Origin of the sequence: Gemmatimonas sp. UBA7669, assembly GCF_002483225.1 — a bacterium.
Taxonomy (GTDB): Bacteria; Gemmatimonadota; Gemmatimonadetes; order Gemmatimonadales; family Gemmatimonadaceae; genus Gemmatimonas.
The window spans coordinates 1-3,916 of the sequence record NZ_DLHL01000035.1 but is presented as its reverse complement, the minus strand read 5'-3'; the positions used below and the strand labels follow the sequence as shown (position 1 = coordinate 3,916).

General features: G+C 65.5%; 3 protein-coding genes. 2 read left to right on the top strand and 1 reads right to left on the bottom strand.

Annotated elements, in window-relative coordinates; genetic code table 11:
• Positions 1–25 precede the first annotated feature (25 nt).
• Entirely contained in the window at positions 26–466 is a 441-nt protein-coding gene (locus B2747_RS09960) for a hypothetical protein (RefSeq protein WP_291159889.1), read from the bottom strand.
• A 23-nt stretch (positions 467–489) separates the two neighbouring features.
• On the opposite strand from B2747_RS09960, the gene B2747_RS09955 reads away from it, so the two are divergent.
• Both B2747_RS09955 and B2747_RS09950 read left to right on the top strand, forming a co-directional pair.
• Complete coding sequence (locus tag B2747_RS09955) at positions 490–1,350, top strand: hypothetical protein (protein ID WP_291159887.1); 861 nt, start codon at positions 490–492, stop codon at positions 1,348–1,350.
• 319 nt (positions 1,351–1,669) lie between these two features.
• The gene (locus B2747_RS09950) at positions 1,670–3,088 is read left to right on the top strand and encodes a type IV secretion system DNA-binding domain-containing protein (protein WP_291159884.1); all 1,419 of its coding nucleotides are present in this window, start codon (positions 1,670–1,672) and stop codon (positions 3,086–3,088) included.
• The last annotated feature ends 828 nt before the right edge of the window (positions 3,089–3,916 follow it).

The following is a 3,916-nucleotide window of genomic DNA, read 5'->3' as shown; positions in this document are numbered from 1 at the left end:
TGAACAACGTCCTTAGCGATTACAGCTAGTCCGGCGTAGCGCCAACCGGCGTCACGTCGATTTCACGGACGGTGCCTTCGTTGCACTCAGCCTTCTCGTCGCGGTCGTCCTCGGTGTCGGCCTGACGCTCAGCCGCGTTGGCGACATCACCACGGGGCGCACAGCCGCGCTTCTGACCTCTGCGGGACTCCAGGCTGTGATCCTGCTGTTGCCGCTGCTCGACGGATATCTGCACGCGTCGCCCGTCCCGGGACTGCGCCGCGCGCGCCGCCTCCGCGACATCGCGGTGCGACAACACGACGTCCAGATTGCGGAACTGCGTCGTCTCGAGGCGGAGCACGCGGAACGAGAAATCGAGCTGCTGGCAAATGCCGAGGCCACGCACTCCGAGTTCGAGCGCACGCTCGCGCAACTCGGCGGGAGCTCCATCGCGAACTACCGTGGATTCGCCGCGAGCGCGACCCACGCATTGCCCATAGTGAGTAGCACATGATGCGCGTCGGCAAGATGCCGCGGCGCTTGCTCTGGCTCTGGATCACGACGCTGCTTGCGTGCGCCAATGCGGCTGGCGTTCCCGAGTCGGCGGTGCTGTCCGCCGCGACAAACGCCGTGCGCTCACGGCTCGTGCTGGTCTATGCGGACCTGTCAGCGTCCGTCCCCGATACCGCCTGGGACCGTCCAATGGTCCGCCTCGCCGGCGAGCTAATCCCCGGGGATCGGCTGGTGCTACTACCGATCAGTGACCGGGCCCCCGAGCGTCCTCTGCTCGATACCGTGATTCCTGGCAGTGGCGCCGATCGCGTGTCCGTCCGGCTCGGGCTGTCGACCCGGGAGAGTCGCCGACGGGCGACCGGTACGGCACTGGCATTGGGCAGCCTGATGCGCGCTCGTGTTGGGGCGGCGCGAGAAGGGTCCGCTGCGCGGCACACGGCGATCGTTGATGCGGTCTGCCACGCGGTGCAGGTAGGGCAGTCCAATCGAGACCGAGAGGTGGTCGCGCTGGTTCTTACCGATGGGATCGAAGAGAGCGGGTTGGCGAACCTAGCCCACTCTCGGCCCAAGGTTCAGGATGCGATTCACCTCGCGCGCACGCTGCGGGCGAGCGGAAACTGCACGGCGGCGCCGTCGTGGCCACGGATCCGGCTGGTGGGGCTCAGGCATTCTACCGACACACCGGCGCTCACTCGGTGGTGGGGAGTCCTTCTACAGGAGCTCAGCTACCCGTTGCGAGCCGAAGACGTTTCGTCACACCCGCTGGGGTCTCTACTCGGGACTGAGCGGGATGCCCTGATGGCGGTGAGGGATCCGGGGCAGGGGGTCGCTTCCAGCGCCCGCGGGGGGCGCCGATGAGCGCGACCATCTCGCCCCGCTTTCACCCCCGGCGCCTCGACGTCACGATCGTGGGTGATATCGACATACACGCTGCGGTGCACGTGGGCTTACTGCTTGACACCGCGAGGTCGTACTACCGGTATCCTGAAGTGCAACTCGACCTGACGCACGCGCGGGTGCGACTCCGTGCAGCCGCACATCTTCGCGAATCTGTTCGCGCTGCCACGGAGGGTGGACTCTGTGTCGTTCTCAGTGCGTCCGATCGCGTGCGCGCGCGCATTGACGCGGCGCAGATCGAACGCATATCGCCCCCTGTTCGCCGCGTGGGGTTCGCACCATGACGCGACCACTCGATCTCTCGGTGCCGATTGCTGTGCCCGAGTTGGCGGACTTGGGGCTCATCCTCGACCGAGCCGCGCTGGGACGCGGGGTTCTCATACTAGGTGGAACTGGGACGGGAAAGAGCGCATCGCTGGTGAGCCCACTGTTGCGCGCGCTGCTTGCCGAGCGAGCGGTCGCACCCGTCGATGAGCGCAGCTGCGTGGTCTGCATTGATCCCAAGCGTGAGCTCGGCGCCACGCTTCGCGCAGGCTGCGCCGATGCGTTCGAAGTCGACGGACGCGAGACTTCACCGCTCGACGTGTTCGCCGCACTGAATCGCGATGAACTCGATGCCGGCGAGGTAGTCGATCGGTATATGTCGCTGAGCGACGTCTCAATGGACTCGCAGCGGGACAGCTTCTGGCGTGTCGGAGCGCGCAACCTGCTGCACGACTGCGTGTCGATTGATCTACACCTCGCACGACTCGCTGGCGCACCGAACGATGCGCACATACGCCGCAGTCTCTTTTGGCGCGGGCTGGCCGGAGCGCTGAGCGCGGCTGAACGCATCGCGAAGGCAGAAGCGCGTGTGCTTCTCGCTCCACGGCGGCCGATCAGCCGGTATCTGCTGCTCCTCCGCATGCTGGCGCGGGACGGAGGATCGACGGTGCAGGTGCCGTCGAACGCGACACTGGTGCAGCGAGTGATCACACAGCACGCGCCCGATTTGGCGCTGCCCGCACTCTCGCAGCTTCCAACCCTCGCGTCGGAAACCAGCACATCGCTCGTGGCGACGTGCAGCGCCTTGGTGGGGGCGCTATCCAGCGAGCGAGTTCAGCGCGCGCTCCGTCTCGATGTGCTCCCGCCCCTGCGAACGACGCGAGTGCTGTCGATGCTGGATTGCATTCGTAGTGGACGGGTGCTGCTGTATCAGCCGTCTATGACGAGCGCGGAGGGCATGACCATCGCTCGTGCCGTGAAGGCGGCCACCTACGATGCCATTCTCGCAGGCGCTGCGTGCACCCCGGATGGGGCAGTGCAGCGACTCGTCGCGATCGTCATCGACGAAGCGCATGAAGTCTTGACGACGACTGGAGTCAGTGACGCCAGGTTTCTCGCTGTTGGACGCGCGTTTGGATCGGCGCCGATTCTGGCGACTCAGTCAATTTCCGCGGTACGCGATCGCCTGCCGGTGGGATCGCACGACGCCGTGCGCGCCATCATCACCAACATGGCGACGAGGGTGCAGTTGGCAACGGCGGATCCCGATACCCTGCATGAGCTACGGGCCTTGATCCCCCCTCCGCCCATCCCGGGACCGCACGTTCTCGATGTTCGCTCGCCGTCTCTCCCGGGCGAGGCAGTCTGGATTTCTTCGTCGGGGGTGTGGGGCATCGGCCGAGTGAAGCTGCGGCCCACGACGCCATTGCCGTGAGGCCCTTCGAAGAGGGAGTGTCGGGCTTTCGCCCGGCCTCCCCCTATGTGCAGGGTCTCAACATGAGACCTATCACATTTTCGATGATCCCAACCTGGCTTCAGGTCCTGCGAGTTCTTCATCAGCTCAAAGACGACGAGCGCGTGACGCTGGCCGCGTTCCGGAGGCACGACGAGCCCGCCTGGCACTGGGCTGTCGCGCAGCGCGCGCCGGCAACACAGATGAGTGGACACGTCGGTCCTTCGCCGTGGATTCACTTGGTGAACGGGCGCACCGCACGGTCGATCCGCCACATCGCGCCACTCTGGATCGCGCAGCCAGATCGGTGGCCAATCACGGCCGATGAACTCGAACGGCTCGCGTTGCATGATTCTCACATGCGACATCGCTTCGAGGCGGCGAAGTGCGTGGCGCGCCTGCTGCTCCATGAACACACAGACTGGCCGTGGCTCAAGACTGCGCTGGATCTGCTGCACCCGATGGCAATCCGACCGACGGATGACATGGACGATCTGCCATGGGAGGAGAGCTCTCGAGGCCGCTCCGGTCGGCGAGGTAAGCCACAGCCAACATTTGGCGGATCGATTAGACCTCGTCCGTTGGATGCAACTCAGAGCGGGTCCTCCGGAGCGCCGCCTCTGCCGGCTACGTCCACTCGACCGAGCCTGAGATATCGGCGACCACCGATGACGCCAAGAGACTGAGTGCTCGGCGGCGCCGGCGATCGCACCCACTTGGGCGCTCCTGCGCAATTCCGAAATTCGATCGCGCACTGGTAAGCGGCGACGTCACAGAGTCAACCAACCTCGGTGGACACCTCAAATCCGG